This window comes from gamma proteobacterium symbiont of Axiagastus rosmarus (genome assembly GCF_059730925.1).
Window position 1 is genome coordinate 182,547 of the sequence record NZ_AP035926.1, and the last position, 22,578, is coordinate 205,124.

Annotated in this window: 18 protein-coding genes; 8 read left to right on the top strand and 10 right to left on the bottom strand. The window is 59.2% G+C overall.

Annotated elements, in window-relative coordinates; genetic code table 11:
- Positions 1-84 precede the first annotated feature (84 nt).
- A complete protein-coding gene (locus AC6I8F_RS20260; RefSeq protein ID WP_498028979.1) occupies positions 85-1,002 on the top strand; it encodes a LysR family transcriptional regulator in 918 nt (305 codons plus the stop codon).
- 173 nt (positions 1,003-1,175) lie between these two features.
- On the opposite strand, the gene betA is transcribed toward AC6I8F_RS20260, so the two are convergent.
- Genes betA through betI form a run of 3 tightly spaced genes read right to left on the bottom strand, consistent with a single transcriptional unit; the run spans position 1,176 to position 4,963 of the window.
- Positions 1,176-2,855 carry a choline dehydrogenase gene (gene betA, locus AC6I8F_RS20265; protein ID WP_021509528.1) on the bottom strand — a complete coding sequence of 560 codons (1,680 nt, stop codon included), beginning with the start codon at positions 2,853-2,855 and terminating at the stop codon, positions 1,176-1,178.
- 25 nt (positions 2,856-2,880) lie between these two features.
- The gene (gene betB / locus AC6I8F_RS20270) at positions 2,881-4,353 is read right to left on the bottom strand and encodes a betaine-aldehyde dehydrogenase (protein WP_222987074.1); all 1,473 of its coding nucleotides are present in this window, start codon (positions 4,351-4,353) and stop codon (positions 2,881-2,883) included.
- Positions 4,354-4,366: 13 nt separating this feature from the next.
- Complete coding sequence (gene betI / locus AC6I8F_RS20275; protein WP_058758824.1) at positions 4,367-4,963, bottom strand: transcriptional regulator BetI; 597 nt, start codon at positions 4,961-4,963, stop codon at positions 4,367-4,369.
- A 241-nt stretch (positions 4,964-5,204) separates the two neighbouring features.
- Between betI and AC6I8F_RS20280 the strand changes: the two genes are divergently transcribed.
- Entirely contained in the window at positions 5,205-7,235 is a 2,031-nt protein-coding gene (locus AC6I8F_RS20280) for a choline transporter (RefSeq protein WP_021509525.1), read from the top strand.
- A gap of 105 nt (positions 7,236-7,340) precedes the next feature.
- Complete coding sequence (locus AC6I8F_RS20285) at positions 7,341-8,297, top strand: apurinic/apyrimidinic endonuclease family protein (RefSeq protein WP_498028980.1); 957 nt, start codon at positions 7,341-7,343, stop codon at positions 8,295-8,297.
- 8 nt (positions 8,298-8,305) lie between these two features.
- Here the strand turns inward: AC6I8F_RS20285 and yfiB are convergent, their stop codons facing one another.
- From yfiB to ascF, 5 genes are all read right to left on the bottom strand, one after another.
- Positions 8,306-8,779 (bottom strand): outer membrane lipoprotein YfiB, encoded by a 474-nt coding sequence (yfiB, locus tag AC6I8F_RS20290; protein WP_059011298.1) that lies wholly within the window; start codon positions 8,777-8,779, stop codon positions 8,306-8,308.
- Positions 8,776-9,990, bottom strand: coding sequence for a diguanylate cyclase DgcN/YfiN (gene dgcN, locus AC6I8F_RS20295; protein ID WP_058770539.1), 1,215 nt, complete (start codon positions 9,988-9,990; stop codon positions 8,776-8,778). The genes yfiB and dgcN overlap by 4 nt, the downstream gene beginning before the upstream one ends.
- Before the next feature lies 1 nt (position 9,991).
- Positions 9,992-10,555, bottom strand: a complete 564-nt coding sequence (yfiR, locus tag AC6I8F_RS20300; protein WP_498028981.1) for a regulatory sequestration protein YfiR — start codon at positions 10,553-10,555, stop codon at positions 9,992-9,994.
- A gap of 326 nt (positions 10,556-10,881) precedes the next feature.
- The gene (locus AC6I8F_RS20305) at positions 10,882-12,315 is read right to left on the bottom strand and encodes a 6-phospho-beta-glucosidase (protein ID WP_141496052.1); all 1,434 of its coding nucleotides are present in this window, start codon (positions 12,313-12,315) and stop codon (positions 10,882-10,884) included.
- 25 nt (positions 12,316-12,340) lie between these two features.
- The gene (gene ascF / locus AC6I8F_RS20310; RefSeq protein ID WP_498028982.1) at positions 12,341-13,780 is read right to left on the bottom strand and encodes a PTS cellobiose/arbutin/salicin transporter subunit IIBC; all 1,440 of its coding nucleotides are present in this window, start codon (positions 13,778-13,780) and stop codon (positions 12,341-12,343) included.
- Between the two features lie 263 nt (positions 13,781-14,043).
- Between ascF and AC6I8F_RS20315 the strand changes: the two genes are divergently transcribed.
- Positions 14,044-15,063 carry a LacI family DNA-binding transcriptional regulator gene (locus AC6I8F_RS20315; protein WP_371221443.1) on the top strand — a complete coding sequence of 340 codons (1,020 nt, stop codon included), beginning with the start codon at positions 14,044-14,046 and terminating at the stop codon, positions 15,061-15,063.
- 2 nt (positions 15,064-15,065) lie between these two features.
- On the opposite strand, the gene AC6I8F_RS20320 is transcribed toward AC6I8F_RS20315, so the two are convergent.
- On the bottom strand, positions 15,066-15,740 hold the full coding sequence (locus tag AC6I8F_RS20320; RefSeq protein WP_058770544.1) for a GntR family transcriptional regulator: 675 nt from the start codon (positions 15,738-15,740) through the stop codon (positions 15,066-15,068).
- Between the two features lie 114 nt (positions 15,741-15,854).
- Here AC6I8F_RS20320 and AC6I8F_RS20325 point away from each other — a divergent pair, with 114 nt between their 5' ends.
- From AC6I8F_RS20325 to AC6I8F_RS20340, 4 genes are read left to right on the top strand one after another with little or no spacing between them, the layout of a single operon-like run.
- Entirely contained in the window at positions 15,855-16,535 is a 681-nt protein-coding gene (locus AC6I8F_RS20325; protein WP_477529994.1) for a DUF2848 domain-containing protein, read from the top strand.
- A 10-nt stretch (positions 16,536-16,545) separates the two neighbouring features.
- Complete coding sequence (locus AC6I8F_RS20330) at positions 16,546-17,901, top strand: amidase (RefSeq protein ID WP_498028983.1); 1,356 nt, start codon at positions 16,546-16,548, stop codon at positions 17,899-17,901.
- 2 nt (positions 17,902-17,903) lie between these two features.
- A complete protein-coding gene (locus tag AC6I8F_RS20335) occupies positions 17,904-18,545 on the top strand; it encodes a hypothetical protein (RefSeq protein ID WP_498028984.1) in 642 nt (213 codons plus the stop codon).
- The gene (locus AC6I8F_RS20340) at positions 18,532-19,845 is read left to right on the top strand and encodes an MFS transporter (protein WP_021509513.1); all 1,314 of its coding nucleotides are present in this window, start codon (positions 18,532-18,534) and stop codon (positions 19,843-19,845) included. Before AC6I8F_RS20335 ends, AC6I8F_RS20340 begins: the two co-directional genes overlap by 14 nt.
- Positions 19,846-19,875: 30 nt before the next feature.
- Here the strand turns inward: AC6I8F_RS20340 and AC6I8F_RS20345 are convergent, their stop codons facing one another.
- Positions 19,876-22,470: a bifunctional diguanylate cyclase/phosphodiesterase gene (locus AC6I8F_RS20345; protein WP_498028985.1), complete on the bottom strand. Its 2,595-nt coding sequence runs from the start codon at positions 22,468-22,470 to the stop codon at positions 19,876-19,878.
- Between the last annotated feature and the right edge of the window lie 108 nt (positions 22,471-22,578).

Here is a 22,578-nt window from a genome sequence, read left to right on the forward strand (position 1 = left end):
GGGTGATAAGCAGAGTTTGCAATCCGCCGCCGGTTAAGTTAAATGCTAATTAACTTGTCTTCACTTATGGATTTACTCACCTGAATGAAAAAGAAAACGCTGGCCCAGGTGACCGACTTTGACCTCAGACTGCTGCGCGTTTTCAAAACCGTCAGCGAGTGCGGCAGCTTTTCCGCCGCCGAAAGCCTGCTCGGCATTACGCGCTCGGCCATCAGCCTGCACATGAGCGATCTGGAAAAACGGCTGGGCATGCGCCTGTGCCAGCGCGGTCGCGCCGGGTTTGCGCTCACCGAGGAAGGGCGTGAAATTTTACGACACAGCGAGACCATGATGGCGGCGGTGGAAGATTTTCGCCAGCAGGTGAACCAGATGCATCAGCAGCTGCGCGGGGAGTTCAACATCGGCATCATCAATAATCTGGTGACGCAGCCGCGCATGCGTCTCACCCATGCACTGGCGGCGCTGCGGGAGAGCGGGGCAGGGATCCGTATCAACATCAGTATGTTAACCGCGGCGGATATCGAGCGAGGTCTGCTGGAAGGACGCCTGCACGTGGGCGCGCTGCCGATGGCGGCGCCGGTCTCCGGGCTGGCGTACGCACAGCTGTATGATGAACATGCGCAGCTCTATTGCAGCCACGCGCACCCGCTGTTTAACCAGGCGGAGCGGCCGGAACACCACGCGCTGGCGGCCTGCGATGCGATAGCGCCGCTGTTCCGCATGCCGGCGGAGGCGATTGCGCTGCACCAGCAGCTGAGCTGCAGCGCCACCGCTTCCGATCGCGAAGGGATCGCATTTCTCATTCTCACCGGGCGCTATATCGGTTTCCTGCCGGACCACTACGCCGCGCAGTGGGTGGAGAAAAAGCAGATGCGCGCCCTCGCGCCGCAGCAGTTCCATTACCACAGTCAAATCGCGCTCGTTACGCGCCAGGGCTCGCGTCACAACGCCATCCTGCAACGCTTTTTGCAGGCGCTGGCGCTGGACGAGCCCGGCGCTTAGCGGAGGCGTTTAGGCTATCTAGTTACAACATACTGTTAGTGTGCTACATCAATCCGGACGCCAGCACCGTGCGGCGCAAAGTCTGACAGACCTTAATGGCAGGCAGGGTGGCGAGAGAGAAGAGGGCGAAAAAAAGGGGAGAACCGTACGTTCTCCCCTGAGATATCACTGCTTTATGCGCGCAGCGGCTCGCCGCGCACCGGGCGATCGCCCGCCACGAAGTAATCCGCTTCGCTGCGCGGCAGCGGCTGGCGGCCACGAATGTTGTCGGCGATCTTCTCACCAATCATGATGGTGGTGGCGTTCAGGTTACCGGTGATGATCAGCGGCATAATTGAGGCGTCGACCACGCGCAGCCCCTGCAGGCCGTGTACGCGACCTTCGCCATCCACAACCGCCATCTCATCGCTGCCCATTTTACAGGTGCCGCACGGATGGTAAGCGGTCTCAGCATGGTTGCGCACAAACTCATCCAGCTGCTCGTCGCTCTGGCACTCCAGCCCCGGACTGATCTCTTTGCCGCGATACTTATCCAGCGCCGGCTGGTTGATGATTTGCCGCGTGATGCGGATGGCATCGCGGAACTCATGCCAGTCCTGCTCGTGCGCCATGTAGTTGAACAGAATCGCCGGATGCCGGCGCGGATCGCGCGACTTAATGCGCACGTGACCGCGGCTTGGTGAACGCATCGAACCGACGTGACACTGGAAACCGTGCGCTTCTACCGCATTCGAGCCGTTGTAGTTAATCGCCACCGGCAGGAAGTGGTACTGAATGTTGGGCCAGGCAAACTCTTCCCGGCTGCGGATAAAGCCACCGCCTTCAAACTGGTTGCTGGCGCCGATACCGGTGCCTTTGAACAGCCACTCGGCACCGATTTTCGGCTGGTTCCACCACTTCAGGGCCGGATAGAGCGATACCGGCTCTTTGCACTCGTACTGCAGGTACATCTCCAGATGATCCTGCAGGTTTTCACCGACGCCCGGCAGATCATGCACCAGCGGGATATCGTGCTGCTTCAGCAATGCCGCCGCGCCAACGCCGGAGCGCTGCAGAATCTGCGGCGAGGCGATAGCACCGGCGCACAGCAGCACTTCACGCCGCGCATGCACGGTGTGCGACGTATCGCTGGCGCCGTGCAGATACTGCACGCCGACCGCGCGTTTGCCCTCGAACAGAATGCGATCGGTGGTGGCGTGAGTGATGATTTTCAGGTTCGGACGCTGTTTTGCCGTATCCAGATAACCGCGCGCGGTGCTGGAGCGGCGGCCCTGCGGCGTCACGAAACGGTCCATCGGACCAAATCCTTCCTGCTGATAACCGTTGAGATCGTCGGTGCGCGGATAGCCCGCCTGCACGCCGGCTTCAATCATCGCGGCGAACAGCGGGTTGTTGCCAGGCTTACAGGTGGTGATGCTCACCGGGCCTTCGCCACCGTGATAATCATTAGCACCGATATCGCGCGTTTCCGACTTGCGGTAGTAGGGCAGGCAGTCGCGGTAAGTCCAGTTTTCCAGACCCGGCTGCTGCGCCCAGTTGTCGAGATCCATGGCGTTACCACGGATGTAGCACATGCCGTTGATCAGCGACGAACCGCCCAGCCCTTTACCGCGTCCGCACTCCATGCGGCGGTTGTTCATGTGTGGCTCAGGCTCGGTTTCGTACGCCCAGTTGTAGCGTTTGCCCTGTAACGGCCAGGCCAGCGCCGCCGGCATTTGCGTGCGGAAATCAAAGCGGTAATCGGGACCGCCGGCCTCCAGCAGCAGGACGTTCACGCTGCTGTCTTCGGTCAGTCTTGTTGCCAAAACGTTCCCTGCGGATCCGGCTCCGATAATGATGTAATCAAATTCCATTAGTCGCTCCTCAGGTTAAGCTTGATTAAAATACCGACTGAAAACGGGTCAGTTCGACCTGCACAGATTTCACCTGGGTGTAGCTCTGCAGTGTCATCAAACCATTCTCGCGGCCGATGCCGGAGTGCTTGTAACCGCCCACCGGCATTTCAGCGGCGGATTCACCCCAGGTGTTGATCCAGCAAATGCCCGCTTCAATCTGGTGAATGACGCGGTGCGCGCGATTCAGATCCCGGGTGACCAGACCCGCCGCCAGGCCGTATTCGGTGGCATTGGCGCGGCGCACCACTTCTTCCTCGCTGTCATAGGTCAGGATCGACATCACCGGTCCGAAAATCTCTTCGCGTACGATGGTCATCTCATCACGGCAATCGGTGAACACGGTCGGTTCTACCCAGGCACCGTTATCAAACGCTGCGCCGCTCAGACGTTTACCGCCGCACAGCAGGCGCGCGCCTTCGCTAATGCCGGATTCGATATAGCGCAACACATTGTCACGGTGCGGGAAGCTGACCAGCGGGCCAAAGTTGGTGGCCGGATCGTTGACATCGCCAGCTTTGATGCGCGACACGCGTTCAGCGATTTTTGCTTCAAACGCCTGCTGCAATGCCGTCGGCACAAACACGCGCGTGCCGTTGGTGCACACCTGGCCGGAGCTGTAGAAGTTCGCCATCATGGCGATGTCGGCGGCGAGATCGAGGTCGGCGTCGTCAAACACGATCAGCGGCGATTTGCCGCCCAGCTCCATGGTCACCTCTTTCAGCGTGGAGCCGGCCGCGTTGGCCATCACTTTTTTGCCGCTGGCCACGCCGCCGGTGAAGGAGATTTTGTCGATGCCCGGATGGTCAGTCAGCAGCTGACCGGTCACCGCGCCGCGCCCGTTCAGCACGTTGAACACGCCGTCCGGTACGCCGGCTTCGCTGTAGATTTCTGCCAGCTTCAGCGCGCTCAGCGGCGTCACTTCGCTGGGTTTAAAGATCATCGCGTTACCAGCCGCCAGCGCCGGCGCAGATTTCCACAGCGCGATCTGGATCGGATAGTTCCATGCGCCAATTCCGGCGACCACGCCAAGCGGTTCGCGCCGCGTATAGACGAAAGAGGTATCACGCAGCGGGATCTGCTGGCCTTCCAGCGCCGGGATCAGGCCGGCGTAGTACTCCAGCACATCGGCACCGGTAACAATGTCCACCGCCTGGGTTTCACTCAGCGGTTTACCGGTGTCGAGGGTTTCCAGCGCCGCCAGCTCATCGTTACGCTCGCGCAGGATATCCACCGCACGGCGCAGGATGCGTGAGCGCTCCATCGCCGTCATGGCCGCCCAGATTTTCTGGCCTTTTTGCGCGGCGGCGACCGCGCGATCGACATCCGCCTGCGCGGCTTCATGGACCTCGGCCAGCACTTCGCCATTGGCCGGGTTGATAGTCTGGAATGTATCGCCCGCTGCTGCGGCAACGTATTGACCATCAATGTATAAATGCTGCTCGGTGAATCGGGACATGGTTGCTCCTTCCTCAGTGATTCGCGGCGCCAGCCAGCTGCTGGCGAATGAATTGGGTGGTGAGCGTTCTGGCAATCGCCAGATCAAACGGTTTGCCGCTCAGCGCGGCGCGCAGCCACAGGCCATCAATCAGCGAGGCCAGACCGTGCGCGGCCAGCCGCGCCTGCTCACGCGGCAGCTCGCGGCGAAACTCGGCAGCGAGCGTGGAAAACAGGCGACGGCTGCTGACGCGTTCCAGGCGACCCAGCTGCGGCTGATGCATGCTGCTGGCCCAGAAGTCCAGCCACGCTTTCATCGCCGCGCTGTGCACCTGGGTGTCGTCGAAGTTACCTTCGACAATCGCCAGCAGGCGCGCTTCGGTGCCGGCTCCCGCCAGCGGTTTCAGTCGCGCTGCCACCGCATCACGCAGCTGACGCGTCACGTCGCGCATGGTGGCTTCCAGCAGACCGTTTTTGTCTTTGAAGTAGTGGCTGATGATGCCGGTCGAGACGCCGGCGCGCCGCGCAATCTGCGCAATGGTCGCGTCATTAATCCCGACTTCGTTAATGGTACTCAGGGTCGCATCAATCAGTTGCCGACGACGTATCGGCTGCATTCCCACCTTTGGCATGACTCCAGCTCCACCGCAATGTAAGACCCCTATTAAAACTTTTTTTGATTGCACGTTCAATATAAAAAAGAAAGTTGTTAGGATACTGTGCTTCGGTTGTTATAAAAGCGCAACGGGATGGTGAATGCTGAACCGTGCCGGACAATCAGGAGGGAAAACAGTAGAACTATACCGATAAGGCCGATCGCTACGGCCCTGCTACTTCATTGAATAATTACAGGAAATTAACCAGAGGTAACCGATGATTAATCCACCTGCCAGTGAAAAAGACAGAATCAATCCCGTGGTGTTTTACACCTCTGCCGGACTGATTCTGACATTTTCACTTGTCACCATTTTGTACAGCGATCTCGCTGCCGGCTGGATCCAGAGCGCCGTCAACTGGGTATCGTCCACTTTTGGCTGGTACTACATGCTGGCCGCTACGCTGTATATCGTCTTTGTCATCTATATGGCCTGTTCACGCTACGGCGCCATCAAGCTGGGCCCGGAGCAATCCAAACCCGAATTTAGTCTGCTGAGCTGGTCGGCGATGCTGTTTGCCGCCGGCATCGGCATCGATTTGATGTTCTTCTCGGTGGCGGAACCGGTCACGCAGTATATGCAGCCGCCGGAAGGGGCCGGGCAGACCCTGGAAGCGGCGCGTCAGGCGATGGTGTGGACGCTGTTCCACTACGGTCTGACCGGCTGGTCGATGTATGCGCTGATGGGCATCGCGCTCGGCTACTTCAGCTACCGCTATAATCTGCCGCTCACCATTCGCTCAGCGCTCTATCCGATCTTCGGCAAACGCATTAACGGCCCGATTGGCCACACGGTGGATATCGCGGCGGTAATCGGCACCATTTTTGGTATCGCCACCACGCTGGGTATCGGCGTGGTACAGCTCAACTACGGGCTGAAAGTGTTATTTGATGTGCCGGAAGGGCTGACGGCGCAGATGGCGCTGATTGTACTGTCGGTAGTGATCGCCACCATTTCGGTGACCTCGGGCGTGGATAAAGGCATCCGCATCCTGTCGGAGCTGAATGTCGCGCTGGCGCTCGGTCTGATTCTGTTTGTGTTGTTTATGGGCAAGACGGATTTCCTGCTCAACGCGCTGGTGCTGAACGTCGGTGATTACATCAACCGCTTTATGGGCATGACGCTCAACACCTTTGCGTTTGATCGTCCGACGCAGTGGATGAACAGCTGGACGCTGTTTTTCTGGGCGTGGTGGGTGGCGTGGTCGCCGTTTGTCGGCCTGTTCCTCGCCCGTATTTCCCGTGGCCGCACCATCCGTGAGTTTGTGCTCGGCACGCTGATTATCCCGTTCACCTTCACGCTGCTGTGGCTGTCGGTGTTCGGTAACGCGGCGCTGTACGAGATCATCCACGGCGATGCCGGTTTTGCCCAGGAAGTGATGGCGCATGCCGAGCGCGGGTTCTACAGCCTGCTGGCGCAGTATCCGGCGTTTAAGTTCAGCGCCTCGGTCGCCACCATTACCGGCATGCTGTTTTATGTTACCTCGGCGGATTCCGGCTCGCTGGTGCTGGGGAACTTCACCTCGAAGCTGAAGGATATCAACAGCGATGCGCCAAACTGGCTGCGCATTTTCTGGTCGGTGGCGATTGGCGTGCTGACCATGGGCATGCTGATGACCAACGGCATCTCTGCGCTGCAAAACACCACGGTGATCATGGGTCTGCCGTTCAGCTTCGTGATCTTCTTTGTGATGGCCGGGCTGTATAAATCACTCAAAGTGGAAGATCACCGCCGCGCCAGCGCCAGCCGTGATACCGCGCCCTATATTCCGGCGAGCAATGATCGTCTGAGCTGGAAAAAGCGGCTGTCGCGCCTGATGAACTACCCGGGCACGCGCTATACCCAGCAGATGATGGAAACCGTGATCTATCCGGCGATGCAGGATGTCGCCAAAGAGCTGGAGCTGCGCGGCGGTCGCGTATCGCTGGAGAGCGTTGCGCCGGAAGAGGGCCAGCCGCTGGGCTACCTTGATCTGCGCGTGCACCTCGGCGAGGAGCAGGATTTCGTCTATCAGGTGTGGCCGCAGCAGTACTCGGTACCGGGCTTCACCTATCGCGCCCGCAGCGGTAAGTCGCACTATTACCGGCTGGAAACCTTCCTGCTGGAGGGCAGCCAGGGCAACGATCTGATGGACTACAACAAGGAGCAGGTGATCATCGACATTCTTGATCAGTACGAGCGTCACCTGAACTTTATCCATCTGCATCGTGAAGCGCCGGGTAGCAATATCACTTACCCGAGCGTGTAACAGTGCGGGCAGCCGTGCAAGGCGGCTGCCCGTTTAATCACGCGGCGTTCCTCGCATAATTGCCAGCGGCAGCTAGACTCACTAGCTGACCTGAAGGGGAACATAATGAAATTGGGTTTTGCGTGTAAGTACTTTGATTCTGAGGCTAAACAGCCATTTCCATTTAAAACCACCACCCGCACACGCTTTCTCGATATGGAGCGTAACGCGGCGGCCACGCTGCTGCTGACACTGGCACAAAATAACCTGCAGAACCTCTCTCTAACGCTGGAACAGCTGGCGCAGCAGCCGGATGCATTACGCATGATGCGCATCGGCAGCGATCTGCTGCCGCTGTACACCGTGCCGCTGGCCACTGAACTGTATGGCGATATTCTGCCCGAGCTGCAGCCGCTGTTTAGCCGCTGCGGTGAATTGGCCCGCGCGCACAACATTCGGCTGTCGTTCCATCCCGGCCAGTATACGGTGCTGGCTTCGGATAATGATGACGTGGTGGATCGGGCGCTGGAGGATGTCGAATACCATACGCTGTGCGCGGTACTGATGGGCTACGGCAGGCAGTTTCAGGATTTCAAAATCAACATCCACATGAACGGCAAACGCGGTATTGAGGGTTTTTGCGCGGCGTTTATGCGTCTCAGCCCGGAAGCCCGCAATATGCTGACGGTGGAAAATGACGAAATTTCCTGCTCGCTGGATGACGTCTTGCAGGCGCGTGCGCTGTGTCCGGTGGTACTGGATATTCACCATCACTGGGTGAAAGAGAATCAGTTTATTCAGGCCAGCGATGCGCGCGTGGCGCTGATTCTGGAGTCGTGGCGCGGCGTGCGGCCAGTGCTGCACTATTCGATCGCCCAGGAAGGGCTGATCCCGGAGAGCGGCTTTCCCGATCAGGAGCAACTCGCCGCCTCAAAGCCGAAGCTGCGCGCCCATTCTGACTACTATTTCAACCAGACGCTGAATGACTGGGCGCTGTCGTTTGATCGCTTCGACATCATGTGCGAAGTCAAAATGAAGAACCTCGCACGCGATCGCCTGTATGACTATGCGCAGACGCGCTGATTAACCGCTTACGGCGCCGTGATCACAATGGCGACGCGGCGATTTTGCGCCCGGCCCTGCGCAGTGTTATTACTGGCGACCGGCGCGCTCATGCCCAGCCCGCGCGTCACGATGTTTTGCCGTGGAATCGCCGCGCCGGTGGCCCACTGATCGGCCACCGCGTTGGCGCGTTTCAGCGACAGCTGCTGGTTGTAATCCGCTTTGCCGTAGTTATCGGTGTGGCCGTCAACGCGCAGATGTTCAATGCCGGTGGCGGCCAGGCTTTTCGCCATCTGCGCAATGCTGGCTTTGCTGGCGGGCGTCAGGTCAGATTCATTGATGCCAAACAGGATTTTATCGGACAGGCCCAGTCCCCAGCCTTCGGCGTTTTCGCTGAAGCCGGCGTCGCGCATCGCTTTAATCTGCGCGTCGCTAAAACGCCCGGTTGACTGACAGCCGACACAGGCCAGCACCATAACCAGCAAACATGATTTCAGTTTCATACGCGTACCTTACTCATTCCTTTGTTTTTATACATGTGCATATCGGCGCGTTCCAGAATCGACGCCACCGAATCGCCATGCTGCGACCAGGCGTAGCCGATGGTCACCGATGTGGTGATCTGCGTGCCTTCCGAAATCACAATCGATTGCGCGATTGCGGTACGAATATCTTCCGTCAGCTGCTGCAGATCGGCTTCTGAGGTGCGGCTGGTGATCAGCATGGCAAACTCGTCGCCGCCCAGCCGCGCCACCAGATCGTCCTGATACGCCAGCGCGCTGAGGCGCGCCGCGATGGCCTTCAATACTTCATCACCGGCGGCATGGCCCCAGTTGTCGTTAATGCTCTTGAAACGATCGCCGTCGAGAAACAGCAGCACAAAATTCTCATGCGCCAGCTGCTGATCCAGCAACTGCGACAGGCGGCCAACAAACGCCGAGCGGTTGGCCAGTCCGGTTAACGGATCCTCCAGCGCTTTGGCCGCCAGTGAACGGTTATCGCGCAGCAGCGAGGCTTTTAGCGTCTGCATTTCACTCAGCAGCGAGTTGAGATCTTCAGAAAACAGCTGAAACTCTTTGGTCGGATTTTGCGGTACGCGCGTCGAGAAATCGCCAGAGCGAATCACGTAATGGATGGCGCTGGTGATATTGCGCAGCGAGCGCAGAATACCGCGATGCAGAAATTCACTCAGCAGGCAGGAAATCACCAGCACGCACAGCATACCGATGGATAAAATCATCACCGAATAGCGAATAAAATCGGCCGCACCGCTGACGGTGCCGGCCAGCATTAAATGGCCGACCTGGGTTTCGGCGTGATTAATTTCCACCGCCAGCGGCTGCTGATAGATCCAGCGACGCAGTAGCGTTTCATACCAGCCGCTCTCTTGCTGGCGATCGTGCCAGTCCACCAGTACGGTATTGCCCGCCGTGACCAGCTTCGCGGAGGCAAACATCCCTTCATTGCCGAGCAGGGCTATTTTGTTGCGGGCATCATAGCTGTCTTCAAATACCGTCGCGGCGGTCAGGCTGGTGCTGAGTGTGGCGGCAATGAGTTCGAGGTTTCTTTTCTCATAGCGTTTAATAAACAGTAAAGACGTCGATGTCAGCAGCAGCCAGCACAGCAGTAATATCACGGCGGCATTGACGGTGCTGATACGACGCAACTTATTGCGAATCGATGATTTATCTTTTTTTATGCTATCAAACTTCATCTTATTTGCTTCCTTTGCGGGACAGCAACAACACGTCCGGGCTCACTCTGACACCGCTGCGCGCCAGCGAGTCAAGGTTGACGGAAAATGCGGTGTGATCGCGGTTAAAGATCAGACAAAAGGCCGCGCCAACCGCACAGTCCTGGTTGTTTTCCGCGATGGACAGGACGGCTTTACCCTGTAGCATCGCCAGCAGTTCAGTTTGCTGCTGCGGCGTCTGATCGCCGAAGTAAATGGCATCGCAGCGCTGGCGGCTGAGTTCGCTGGTCTGGTTAATCCACACCACGCTGAACGGCGTCGGGCCCTGAGGCTGCGCAAGGTGCTGTGCTGAAGCGAATACGCACAGCTGTGGCGGCTGTGTTAACTGTGGCCAGTGGCTAAAACTGATGATGCCGCTGACGATGCGGTTAGCCTGATCGTCACGCTGAACCGCACTGTTTGCCGCCTGAGCAGCAGGAAAACAGAGGAGATAAATGAGAGAAAATACGGGAAGAAATGCGCGTAAGCCCTGCAATAAATAGAGCAGCTGGCTGTCGCCCTTCACCTTTAATTGTAGTTGTAACATAGCGCTATCTCTGAACAGCAACCGGGAAATAGTACCATCGCGCTGTACAAAAGAGTACCGCCGTACAGGCGCTGATACCGCGATCGGGCAGGGTAGAATAAATTCGTCAGGACCAGATTTAAATAGAGAGTTAAAAGAGTAATGAATAAAAACGCAGCAGAATAAGCCTATTAAGGCTGAATTCTGCCGGATATGCCCGCAGCAAAATTAGCGCAGCGGCGCGATTTTTCGCAAAATGATTTGCCCGGCGCCGCCGGATATTCCCTTTGTGGCGCAATGGCCCTGAATTGAACAATCATTCAGCGCCATTCACCGCATTTTTTTAATTAAAAATCCAAATCCCGGCCGTTGCTGGCAATGACCCGCTGATACCACCAGAAGGATTTTTTGCGCAGCCGGTTGAGCGTGCCGTTGCCGTGGTCGTCGCGATCGACATAGACAAATCCGTAGCGTTTACTCATTTCACCGGTCGACGCCGCGACCAGATCGATGCAGCCCCAGGTGGTGTAGCCCATCACCGGCACGCCGTCAGCAATTGCTTCACCCATGGCGCGAATGTGCTGTTGCAGGTAGCTGATGCGGTAATCGTCTGCAATTTCCCCGCTGGCATTGATTTCATCGTGCGCGCCGAGACCGTTTTCCACCAGAAACAGCGGTTTCTGATAGCGGTCGTACATCATATTCATGGTGATGCGCAGGCCAAGGGGATCAATGCCCCAGCCCCAGGCGCTGCGCGCCAGATGCGGATTGGTCAGTGACTTCACCACGTTGGCGGCGCTGCTGTTCTGTTCATTCATCTCTGCCGATGCGCAGCGTGAGGCGTAATAGCTGAAGGAGATGAAATCGACGGTATGGCGCAGCAGTTCGCTATCGCCTTCCGCCATGACAATCTCCACGCCTTTCTCGCGGAATACCCGGGCGGCATAAGCGGGATAAGCGCCGCGCGCCTGAACGTCGATAAAGAATAAGTTCTCGCGATCTTTCTGTAACGCGGCCCACACATCTTCCGGCTTGCAGGACCACGGATAAAAGTTGCCGCCGGCCAGCATGCAGCCAATCTGATTCTGCGGATTGATCTCATGGGCGATTTTGGTTACCAGCGCGCTGGCGACCAGTTCATGATGCGCTGCCTGATATTTCACCTGTTCGTGATGTTCATCCGGCGCGAACACCAGACCGGCACCGGAGAACGGGCTGTGCAACAGGATATTGATCTCATTGAAGGTCAGCCAGTATTTCACCAGACCATCAAACGCTTCGAAGCAGGTGCGGGCGTAGCGCGCGAAGAAATCGATCATTTTACGGTTGCGCCACGAGCCGTATTCGGTGACCAGATGCATCGGCACATCGAAGTGACACAACGTGACCAGCGGTTCGATGCCGTACTTGCGGCACTCTTCAAATACGCTGCGATAGAAGGCAATGCCTGCCGCGTTCGGCGTCAGCTCATCGCCGTTGGGATAAATGCGACTCCAGGCGATGGAGGTGCGAAACACCGTGAAGCCCATCTCCGCCATCAGGGCGATATCTTCTTTATAGCGGTGATAAAAATCGATGGCGTCGTGGCTCGGATAGAACTCATCGTCGCGCAGCGTATAGCGCGGCTCCAGCCCCAGTTTAACCGCCATGCGGTGCTCGCCGTGTGGAATCATGTCCACTGTGGTTAAGCCTTTACCGCCGGCGCGATAACTCCCCTCTGACTGGTTGGCGGCTAACGCGCCGCCCCATAAAAATCCCGCAGGAAATGTCACTTCAGACATCACTCACCTCAATCACAGTCCATTATTAATTCGCGCTGAGCGGCTTTGCCGCTTCCGGCTTACCGGGGCGCAGCGCGGTCTCCGTCACCGGAATATCTTCAAAGCCAAGAATTAGCGTCAGAATGAACGACAGCACCACTGACAGCACCATCACGCCAGCCACCCAGACGATGCTCATCGGGTTGGTGGGATCGAAAAACTGGACGCTGGTAAACAGGCCCGGTGAGGCCATCGAGTGGCTGGCGAGGCCGCCAATGCCGGCCACCGCGCCACAGATAAAGCCGCTGATCAGGCTGGCAATCAGCGGGCGCTTCAGGCGCACCGCCACGCCGTACAGCGCCGGTTCGGAAATGCCGGCGACGATGGCGGAAGCTGCCGCCGCGAACGCCGTCTGCCGCAGTTCCGGATTTTTGGTTTTGAATGCCACCGCCAGCGATGAGCCGCCCAGTGACAGGTTGGCGCCAATTTCCGACGGCATCACCATGCCTTCTTTGCCGGTCTCAGCGATGGTCTGAATGATGGTTGGGGTAAACACGCGATGCATGCCGGTCATCACCAGCAGCGGCCACAGACCGCCCATGATCGCCACCGACAGCCAGCCGAGATAACCGTGAATGGTGTACACCAGCGCCGAAATACCGCTACCGATCCAGATACCCAGCGGACCAATAAAGACAATGGCGATGGGGGCAGCAATCAGCACAATCAGCATCGGTTTAAGGAAGTTTTTGGTCACCGCCGGGGTAAAGCGATCGACCCAGTATTCGATGTGCGACAGAATCCACGTCATCACCAGCGCGGGGATCACCGTGTAGGTGTATTTCACCGCGGTGACCGGCACCGAGGCGAATTCCACCACCTGACCCTGCGCCGCTTTGGCCATCAGGTCGATAAAATTGGGATGCACCAGCACGCCAGCAATGGCAATCGCCAGCGACATATTGGTTTTAAATTTCAGCGCTGCCGAAGCCGCCACCATCACCGGCAGGAAGAAGAAGGCGCCGTCACCAATCACATTCAGGATGATCAGCGTCGACGAGCCTTTGGGCAGCACGCCGCTCATCTCCAGCATCATCGCCAGCAGTTTCACCATCGATCCGCCAATGATCGCCGGGATCAGCGGTGACATGGTGCCGACCAGCGCATCGAGAATGCCCGCGCCGATACTGCGCAGCGTGATTTTCCGTTTCACCGGCGCGCTGTCACTGTTGCCCGGCGTGCCGAGTTTCATCACTTCCTGAAAGGCGAGATTGACGTTGTTGCCGATGATCACCTGACACTGGCTGTCGGTGTGCACCACGCCCATCACGCCGGGAATGGCTTTCAGCGTGGCGTTATCGACGCGCGCGCTGTCTTTCACCACGAAGCGCAGGCGTGTCATGCAGTGGGTAACGGCTTCAATATTCTCTAATCCGCCGAGCGAGGCCACAATGGCTCGTGCGGCGTCAGCGTAGTTGGTCGCCATGAATGTTTGTCTCTGATTGTAGGGTAGAGGAAACGTCGGTTTCGTCTGGCTATTATGTGTTCATGAGAAACCGGTTTCACAAAATCATGAACAGGCGCATTCATTCAGACAAGAAAAATCGCTATCTTCGTTTTAATTTTGTGATGTTGATCGGCTGACGTGCGGCGGGATCTTCACCCGCAGGCGCAGGGCGACAAGAAAATTCCCCGTCTTATTCATCGCTTAGGTACACTGAGGCGATGAGCAGCGAAGCAGAGTGAAGCATGGCAACCATACTTGAGGTGGCAAAAAAGGCCGGCGTGTCAAAAGCGACGGTGTCGCGCGTGTTGTCCGGCAACGGCTACGTCAGCCAGGAGAAGCGCGATCGGGTGTACCAGGCGATTGCCGAGACCGGCTTCCGGCCGAATTTGCTGGCGCGCAATCTGGCGACTAAATCCAGCCAGACCATCGGCCTGGTGATCACCAACACGCTGTATACCGGCAGCTATTTCAGCGAAATGATGCAGCATTCGGCGCGTATTCTTGAGCAGCAGGGCCGTCAGCTACTGCTGGTGGATGGCAAACACAGCGCCGAAGAGGAGCGTGCGGCGATTCAGTTTCTGCTCGATCTGCGCTGCGATGGTGTGATCATCTATCCGCGTTTTCTCACCATCGATGAGATGGACAGCATCATTGCCCAGCACCGCCATCCGATTCTGGTGATCAACCGGCGGCTGCGTCAGCACGACAGTTACTGCATCTACTCCGATCAGCAGCGCACCAGCGCCGAGGCGGTGGCGCAGCTGATTGCACTCGGCCATCGCGATATCGCTTTTATCACCGGATCGCTTGACTCGCCGACCGGGCGCGAGCGCCTGGCGGGTTATCACGCGGCACTGGCGCAGCATCAGCTGGTGGCGGATGACGCACTGGTGGTGGAGGGCAAATGGCAGGCGCAGCACGGGGCAGCGGCAGTGGAAACGCTGCTGGCGCGTGGTAAACCGTTCAGCGCGCTGGTCGCCAGTAACGATGAAATGGCGGTGGGCGCGCTGAAAGCGCTGGCGGCGCATAACATTCGCGTGCCGCAGCAGGTGGCAGTGCTGGGTTTCGACGATATTCCGCTGGCGCCCTATACCATTCCGGCGCTGGCCAGCGTGCGCATGCCGGTGACCGGCATGATCGAGGAGACCATTGAACGCCTGGTGTCGATGCTCGACGGCGGCGAAATGCGTAACCGCAAAACCTTTGCCGGCGAGCTGATTATGCGTGAATCCATTGGTCCCGGCCCGTTTTACCCTGGCTGAAATCAGGCGTTCAGCAGCGCCTGCTTGAACGAATAGATGTGCACACGCGCGGCGTCTTCTGCCCGTGTTACGTCACCCTGCGCCAGCGCCGCAATGATTGCGTCATGCTCGGCAATCACCTCCTGCATGTGCTGTGCGCTCGACAGGGTGGTTGCCCAGAAGCGCTGCGCCTGGGCGTGGATGATGCTGAGAATATCTGACAGACGACCGTTACCGGCGATGTCAGCCAGCACCTGATGAAATTCACGGTCCAGCAGCATCATCTGCTCACGATCGCGCGCCACGCTGGCGGCGGCGATGCGCTGATTCAGCGCCTGTAGCTGGGCAATCTGCGCCGGATTCACGCGCTGCGTCGCCAGCCGCAGGCACAGCGCTTCATTTACCAGCCGCACTTCAATCAGCTCCAGCGCATCGTCAATCGACAGCGGTGCCACCATCACCCCTTTACGCGGGATAATCTGCAGTAACCCTTCGGTCGCCAGCCGGTGTACCGCCTGATTAACCGGCGTGCGGCCCATTGCCAGATCCTCCATCACCTGCGCGGTATTGAGATATTCACCTGGCTTATAGCGCAGCGTAATCAGGCGATGCCTGAACGCCAGATAGGCCTGTTCATTCAATGAAACGCTTTTTTGTCCGGCCTGTGACTTCACATTTTCAGCAACTGAATCACTCATCACGCAGATCCTTATTAGGGTACTGAGACATCTTACACAAAAACCTGGCATGAAAATGGCTATCTTGAAATTGCAGTGAAATTTCACACGCATTTTTCATCAGGAGATCATCGCATGCATTTACGCTTTACAACCGACTCACAAGCCGCCCCGGTGCTGGATGTCGACATTAAGCAGCTGGTCATTGCCGGGTGGGTAGGCCGCGACCAGGCGGCGGTGCTGCACCATATCAGGGAGCTGAAGGCGCTGGGCGTGCCCGCACCTGGTGCAGTCCCGCTGTTTTATCGCGTAGCCACCCAGCAGCTGGCGCAGCACAGCCCGCTGGAAGTGGTGGGCGAGCAAACCTCCGGCGAAGCCGAGCCGTTTGTGTTTTTCCATCGCGGCGAATACTGGGTGTCGCTGATTTCCGATCACACCGACCGTCACCTGGAAACCTTCAGCGTGGCACTGTCGAAGCAGGCCTGCGTTAAGCCGGTCGCCGGTCATGCGTGGCGTATGGCAGAGGTTGAGCCGCACTGGGATCGGCTGGAGCTGCGCGCGTGGATCAAAGTCAACGGCGACTGGGTGACTTATCAGCAGGGCACGCTCGACTCTCTGCTCACGCCGATGGATCTGCTGGCGCGCTACTTTGGCGATCGCCCGGTCAGCGAAGGCTTTGCGATGTCATGCGGCACGTTGAGCGCGATTGGCGGCATCCGTCCGGCCAGCGAGTTCCGCATGGCGCTGCACGATCCGCTGCTGAATCGCACGCTGGAACACCACTATGTCACCGGCACGCTGCCGGTGATTGCCTGAGGAGACGCGTATGACCACCTTATGGCAGGCGAGCCAGCAACTGCGCGCCGGAGACCTCACCGCAAGCGCCGCGACGCAACAGGCACTACGCGCCGCTGAGCACCCGTCGGGCGAAGGCGCACGCGTGTTTACGCGGACCTACGCCAACAGCGCCGTTCAGCAGGCGCAGCAGGCTGATACGCGCTGGCAACAGCAACAGCCGCGCAGCCCGATTGATGGACTGCCAATCAGCATCAAAGACCTGTTTGATGTGGCGGACGAACCCACCTGCGCCGGCTCGCGCGTGCTGGCGGATGCACCGCCCGCTGCGCGCGACGCGCATATCATGCAGCAGCTGAAACAGGCCGGTGCCGCTATCGTCGGCAAAACCAACATGACCGAGTTCGCTTTTTCCGGGCTCGGTATCAATCCGCACTACGGCACGCCCGCTAACCCATGGCAGCGCGGCGAAAAACGCATTCCCGGCGGTTCTTCATCCGGCGCGGCGGTGGCGGTGGCCGACGGCATGTGCCTCGCGGCGGTCGGCACGGACACCGGCGGCTCGGTGCGGATACCGGCGGCGCTGTGCGGGCTGACCGGCTTCAAACCCAGTGCCAGCCGCATCAATCAGGCCGGCACGCTACCGCTATCGGTGGCACTTGACAGTATTGGCGTAATCGCCCATGACGTGCGCAGTTGCTGGCTGCTCGACAGCGTCATCGCCGATCGGCCTTTGCAGCTGGCAGAGCGTGATATCACGCGGGCGCACTTTGCGATTCCACAGACCCGGGTGCTGGACGGGCTGGATCTCGCGGTCAGCCAGGCGTGGCACCACGCGCTGGCACAGCTGCGCGCGCAGGGTGCCACGCTCACCGAGCTGCCGCTGTCTGAACTGGCGGAACTGGAAACCATGAACGCCCGTGGTGGCATCACCGCCTGGGAAGCCTGGCAGTGGCATCAGTCGCTGCTGCAGTCGCTGCTGCAGTCGCACGCGACGGGTTATGACCCGCAGGTACGGATGCGCATTGAGCGCGGCGCGTTGCTGAACGAGGCCGACGCACAACTGTTGTATCAGCAGCGCGCCGACTGGCGGCAGCGGGTGGAGCAGGCGGTGGCACCGTACGATGGTCTGCTGCTGCCCACTGTGCCGCTGATTGCGCCGACCATCGCCGAACTCGACGACCCGGAGCGCTATCGTCAGGTCAACCTGCTGATGCTGCGCAACACCAGCGTGATCAACATGCTGGACGGCTGCGCCATCTCCCTGCCTTGTCATCAGCCCGGCAGTGCGCCGGTGGGTCTGATGCTGGCCGCCACCCATGGCCACGATGCCGCGCTGCTCAGCTGGGCGCTGGCGCTTGAATCCATCCTGCAACGGAGTCTCTGAAAATGACACATCCTCACGGCATGCTGTTTGTCGCCACCAACGTCGCCGCTGAAAACGAAGCTGATTTCAATCAATGGTATGACCATGAACATGTCGCCGAGCGCGTCGCCATTGACGGCTTTCTCAGCGGCACGCGCTATCAGGCGCTGGAGGCTGAACGCAAGTACCTCGGACTGTATGAAACCCGCTCGCTGGAAACCTTCACCAGCGCCGATTACTACGCCGCCTTCACGCGCCAGACGCCGTGGTCGGTTAAAAACCTGGAGCGGATGATCGAACCGATGCGCCGCGTGTGCGCCATCACTCAGCAGCACGGTCAGGGCAGCGGCAGCCACCTTGCGGTGCTGACGCTACAGGCTGGCATTGAAACTGCAACGCTCAACGCCTGGCAGCAGCAGGTTGCCACGGTGCCGGGCTATATCGCCTCGCGCTTACTCACGCCGGACACCACGCTGAGCACGCCGCTGCCGCAGGAAGATCGGGTGCAGCGCGCCATGCAGCCGATGCTGCTGCTCAGCTGTTCGTGCGCCGATGCCTGCCAGACACTGGCGGCCGCCGCGGCACAGGCGCTCAATGCCCGCGCTGAATTTTATGCGCTCAGCTGGCAGCTCACTAAACAGGAGATGGCTCATGGCGAATACTGATTCTACTCTGCCGCACGCCGCGCGTGCCGCAGCAGGGAAAACCCACACCGGACGTCTTGCCGCGGCCAGCTCCATCGGCACCGCGCTGGAGTGGTACGACTTTACCGTTTACAACATCATGGCGGCGCTGGTGTTTAACCATGTGTTTTTCCCCAGCTTCGACCCGCTGGTCGGGACCATTCTGGCGTTTTCAACTTACGCCGTGGGTTATGTGTCGCGTCCGGTGGGCGGTTTTATCTTTGGCCATCTCGGGGATGTCGCCGGACGCAAGGCGGTCTTGATCACCACGCTGGTGATCATGGGCGTGACCACGGCGCTGATGGGCATGCTGCCCGGTTATGCGCTATGGGGCATCTGGAGCCCGATTCTGCTGGTGGCGCTGCGCTTTGTGCAGGGCATCGCGCTGGGCGGCGAATGGGCCGGCGCGGTGTTGCTCTCCATGGAGCACGGCGAAGCCAGTAAGCGCGGGCGTAACGCCTCGTTCGCCCAGGTCGGGCCTTCCTGCGGTACGCTGATTGGCACCGGCTTTATCACTTTAGTGACGTTGTCACTCAGCGGCGAACAGTTTCAGGAGTGGGGCTGGCGCATCCCGTTCCTGCTCAGTCTGCTGCTGGTGATGTTTGGCCTGTGGCTGCGGCGCGGCGTGGAAGAAACCCCGACTTTCGTGGCGATGCAGCAGGCGGAGAAAACCAGCCACACGCCGCTGAAAGAGGTGTTCCTGCGCTATCCACGTGAACTGCTGATCGCCGGCGGCTCGCGCATCGGCTCCGACGTGCTGTACGCGCTGGTGGTGGTGTTCACCCTGACATACGTCACCACCGTGCTACAGCTGCCGCGTCCACTGGCGCTGATGGCGACGATGGTCGGCGCGATTGGCAACGCGTTGACGGTGCCGTTGTTTGGCGCGCTGTCCGACCGCCTTGGCCGCCGTCCGGTGTACATTGCCGGTGCGCTGCTGGCTATCGTCTGGTCGTTTGTGTTTTTTGTCCTGCTCGACAGCACCCAGCCGTGGCTGATTGTGCTGGCGGTGGTGATTGGCCTGCTGATTCACGCCATGATGTACGGTCCGCAGGCGGCGTTTGTCACCGAGCAGTTCCCGAGTCACGTGCGCTATGCCGGTTCGTCACTGGCCTATACGCTGGCCGGCATCATCGGCGGCGGTTTTGCCCCGCTGATCATTACCTCGCTGTATAAAGAGCTGGGCAGCACGCTGTGGGTGTCGCTATATGTGACGCTGGCGCTGGCGATCACCCTGTTTGCCTTATGGAAAGCCAAAGAAACCGCGCACCAGTCGCTGTAATCACCTCTGGCGAAGGATCGCCACCTTTTATCAAATATTCATGTGCAGCGCCGGTTCACTCTGCGGCGGCTCGGTCGAGATTTGCGGCAGCGGCAGCGGTCGTCCGATGTAGTAACCCTGAATGGCATCGCACGCCAGCTCCTGCAGCTGCGACATTTGCACCGGCGTTTCCACGCCTTCCGCGGTTACCGAGAGGGAATAGGCTTTGCCGAGTCCAATCATGTTTTCCACCACCTGGCGCGCCTGGGGCGAATCGGCCAGCGGAAAAATAAAGGATTTATCGATTTTGATGCCGTCGAACGGGAAGGCGCGCAGGTAGCACAGCGACGCATAGCCGGTGCCAAAATCATCAATCAGAAATCTCACCCCCAGCGCTTTTACCGCCTGCATCACCGCCAGGGTTTTATCCGGATCGCTCAGCAGCGCGTTTTCCGTGACTTCAATTTCCAGCCGCTGGCTCGGCAAGCCGCTGAGCTGCAGCACCCGGGTGATGCGTTCGGCTAAGGCGCTATCCTGCAACTCGCTGGCGGAAATATTCACTGAAACCGCCATTTCCGGCCGGTAACGGGCGATATCCTCGCAGGCATTGAGCAGCACCCAGTCGCTCAGTGCGCTGATCAGGCCGGTCTCTTCGGCCAGCGGAATAAACTGATCGGGCATCAGTAAGCCCAGCCGCGGATGCTGCCAGCGTACCAGCGCCTCGACCGCGCTGATGTGCTGCGCGATCAGGTCATAGCGCGTCTGATAGACCAGCCGCAGCTGGTTCTCCTGCAGCGCTGCGCGCAGCTCATGCTCCATTTCGCGCCGCTGCACAATTTTCTCTTCCATGTCACGGTCGAAAAATATCCACTGGTTGCGGCCGCTGTTTTTCGCTTTATACAGCGCGATGTCGGCGAAGCGCAGCAGATCGCTGGCGTTGTCGGCATCCTGCGGGGCCAGCGCGATGCCGAGACTGCCGCCGATGTGGATGTCGTTGTCGTACACCGGGAACGGCAGATTGAGCTGGGCGATGAGCTGCTGACACAGCGCGTCGACCTGCTCGCGGCTGCCCGCCTCCGGCAGAATCACCACAAACTCATCGCCGCCGAGCCGCGCCACCAGGCCGTTGCCGTTCAGCGTGCGCCGGATACGATCTGATACCGCATGCAGCACCTGATCGCCCGCCGCATGACCGTAGAGATCATTGACCGGTTTGAATTTATCCAGGTCGATCATAATCATCGCCAGTAGCGGCTGCGCCGGCAGCGGCAGGCTCAGCTGCCCCGTGAGGAATTCGCGCATCTGCACGCGGTTGGCCAGTCCGGTCAGTTCATCGAAGTGCGACAGATAGTGCGCGCGCGCCTGCGCTTCAACTTCCAGCGTTACGTCGCTGGCGCTGCCGCGAAAGCCGCTGACGCCATGCGCCAGGCTGACGCGCTTGAGGGTCAGATTGCAGTAGCGCGGCTGATGCTGAGCGGAGAGATAGCGGCAGCCGTTCAGCGTAAGCTGACCGCCAGAGTCTGCCAGCTGCAAAAGCCGGGCGCGCTGGTGTTCATCGCACAGCAGGAAATCCAGTAGCGTGCGCTGCAGCCACTCCTCGCTGGTAAACCCGGTAACTACCGGGAAACGGCCGGAAACCCAGCTGAAGCGCAGCTGTTCGTCCATCTCCCAAATCCAGTCGGTGGTAATTTCGGCGATATCACGGAAGCGGCGTTCGCTGGCGCTGAGCGCCCGCTGGCTTTGCGCCAGCAGCAGCGTATTTTCATCATTGAGCTGCGCTTTACGCAGCGCGTTGCGCATCAGCATGATGGCGCCATACAGCGTGATTAGCATGGCGATCACCAGCAGCGGCAGCAGGGCGGTCAGCAATTTACCGCCGGGGTTGCTGCTGGTCCAGCGCAGCGTGGAGTCATGGCCGTCGGCGGCGAGGCGCAGGCTTTCCGCCACTGGCGCGCGGGGTGCAGCGAATTCCACCCGCAGCGCGTTGATGCCGTATTCATGCCCCAGCTGCAGCAGCTTGTCCGGCGTCAGGCGATCGGCAAAGATCATCAGCGATGGCGGGCCGGGCTCCTGCGGCACGCTGTTATCGCCACCGGTGGTGATCCATGCGGCGCACAGCAGCACCAGTTGCTGGTTTACCACCACAAAGCGCGACAGCGCCTTACCGTCATTGTGCTGTAACTGCTGACGCAGCGCGGGCAGTTGCTGGCGACCGAGCCAGTCGGTGAAATCGCGTTGCTGCAGCTGACCGTCGATCACGCTGTAAACCGTATCGCCGCGCGGCGCGATGACAAACACGCCCTCGTAGGCAAAGGTCTGGAACAGCGACTCACCCAGATTCTGCCGCGTCCACGCCCAGTCGGTATTCAGCGTGCGGTGCAGGTTTTGGTAGGCTTCGCCCCATTCTGCATTATCGGAGAGGTGAAACTGCATCACTTCCTGACGCGTCTGCAACGCCTTCTCCAGCAGCAGGCGGTTTTGCCGCGCCTCCTGCTGGTTGAGATCGCTGGCGATAAAGCACAGCGTCACCAGCGCCACCATAAAGGAGAGAAAAATCAGCAGCACCATCAGCAGCATCGGCTGGCGCATCAGTCCGCGCATTCGACCATCGGTCGGGAAATCCATCAGTGAACGTTTCGCCATCATAGACTTATCACAAACCAGTAAAATGATATTTCATAAGTACGTTATGAGTATCGGCATGACTGCGCCGAACCTGGGCGAAAAAGTAAAAAAAGCGTGAGCGGAGCGGCA

What these genes read in the sequence shown, in the direction of transcription:
- AC6I8F_RS20260 (WP_498028979.1), top strand. Translation starts at nt 85, where the DNA reads ATGAAAAAGAAAACGCTGGCCCAGGTGACCGACTTTGACCTCAGACTG.
- betA (WP_021509528.1), bottom strand. Translation starts at nt 2,855, where the DNA reads ATGGAATTTGATTACATCATTATCGGAGCCGGATCCGCAGGGAACGTT.
- betB (WP_222987074.1), bottom strand. Translation starts at nt 4,353, where the DNA reads ATGTCCCGATTCACCGAGCAGCATTTATACATTGATGGTCAATACGTT.
- betI (WP_058758824.1), bottom strand. Translation starts at nt 4,963, where the DNA reads ATGCCAAAGGTGGGAATGCAGCCGATACGTCGTCGGCAACTGATTGAT.
- AC6I8F_RS20280 (WP_021509525.1), top strand. Translation starts at nt 5,205, where the DNA reads ATGATTAATCCACCTGCCAGTGAAAAAGACAGAATCAATCCCGTGGTG.
- AC6I8F_RS20285 (WP_498028980.1), top strand. Translation starts at nt 7,341, where the DNA reads ATGAAATTGGGTTTTGCGTGTAAGTACTTTGATTCTGAGGCTAAACAG.
- yfiB (WP_059011298.1), bottom strand. Translation starts at nt 8,779, where the DNA reads ATGAAACTGAAATCATGTTTGCTGGTTATGGTGCTGGCCTGTGTCGGC.
- dgcN (WP_058770539.1), bottom strand. Translation starts at nt 9,990, where the DNA reads ATGAAGTTTGATAGCATAAAAAAAGATAAATCATCGATTCGCAATAAG.
- yfiR (WP_498028981.1), bottom strand. Translation starts at nt 10,555, where the DNA reads ATGTTACAACTACAATTAAAGGTGAAGGGCGACAGCCAGCTGCTCTAT.
- AC6I8F_RS20305 (WP_141496052.1), bottom strand. Translation starts at nt 12,315, where the DNA reads ATGTCTGAAGTGACATTTCCTGCGGGATTTTTATGGGGCGGCGCGTTA.
- ascF (WP_498028982.1), bottom strand. Translation starts at nt 13,780, where the DNA reads ATGGCGACCAACTACGCTGACGCCGCACGAGCCATTGTGGCCTCGCTC.
- AC6I8F_RS20315 (WP_371221443.1), top strand. Translation starts at nt 14,044, where the DNA reads ATGGCAACCATACTTGAGGTGGCAAAAAAGGCCGGCGTGTCAAAAGCG.
- AC6I8F_RS20320 (WP_058770544.1), bottom strand. Translation starts at nt 15,740, where the DNA reads ATGAGTGATTCAGTTGCTGAAAATGTGAAGTCACAGGCCGGACAAAAA.
- AC6I8F_RS20325 (WP_477529994.1), top strand. Translation starts at nt 15,855, where the DNA reads ATGCATTTACGCTTTACAACCGACTCACAAGCCGCCCCGGTGCTGGAT.
- AC6I8F_RS20330 (WP_498028983.1), top strand. Translation starts at nt 16,546, where the DNA reads ATGACCACCTTATGGCAGGCGAGCCAGCAACTGCGCGCCGGAGACCTC.
- AC6I8F_RS20335 (WP_498028984.1), top strand. Translation starts at nt 17,904, where the DNA reads ATGACACATCCTCACGGCATGCTGTTTGTCGCCACCAACGTCGCCGCT.
- AC6I8F_RS20340 (WP_021509513.1), top strand. Translation starts at nt 18,532, where the DNA reads ATGGCGAATACTGATTCTACTCTGCCGCACGCCGCGCGTGCCGCAGCA.
- AC6I8F_RS20345 (WP_498028985.1), bottom strand. Translation starts at nt 22,470, where the DNA reads ATGATGGCGAAACGTTCACTGATGGATTTCCCGACCGATGGTCGAATG.